The following is a 258-nucleotide window of genomic DNA, read 5'->3' as shown; positions in this document are numbered from 1 at the left end:
ACCCAGACGCTTCTTCTGGCTACGCAGATTAAAAAACAGTTTGCGTTGTGACTTGGTGGTAGCCACTTTGACGATACGCCAGTTACGCAGGATAAATTCGTGAATTTCGGCCTTGATCCAGTGCACCGCAAATGACACCAAACGCACACCCACTTCCGGGTTAAAACGTTTGACGGCCTTCATCAGACCAACATTACCTTCCTGGATCAGATCGGACTGGTTCAGCCCATAGCCGGAATAGCTGCGGGCAATGTGAAC

Annotated in this window: 1 protein-coding gene; it reads right to left on the bottom strand. The window is 50.0% G+C overall.

Translation table 11 applies throughout. The annotated features are described in order from the left end of the window. Positions 1-258, bottom strand: a 258-nt coding sequence (locus Q4563_RS20905) for a sigma-70 family RNA polymerase sigma factor (RefSeq protein ID WP_303605885.1), incomplete at both ends; no start/stop codon positions are given.

Source organism: Gilvimarinus sp. 1_MG-2023 (assembly GCF_030548285.1).
The sequence above is the reverse complement of the archived record's forward strand: the minus strand, read 5'-3'. Positions and strand labels throughout refer to the sequence as shown.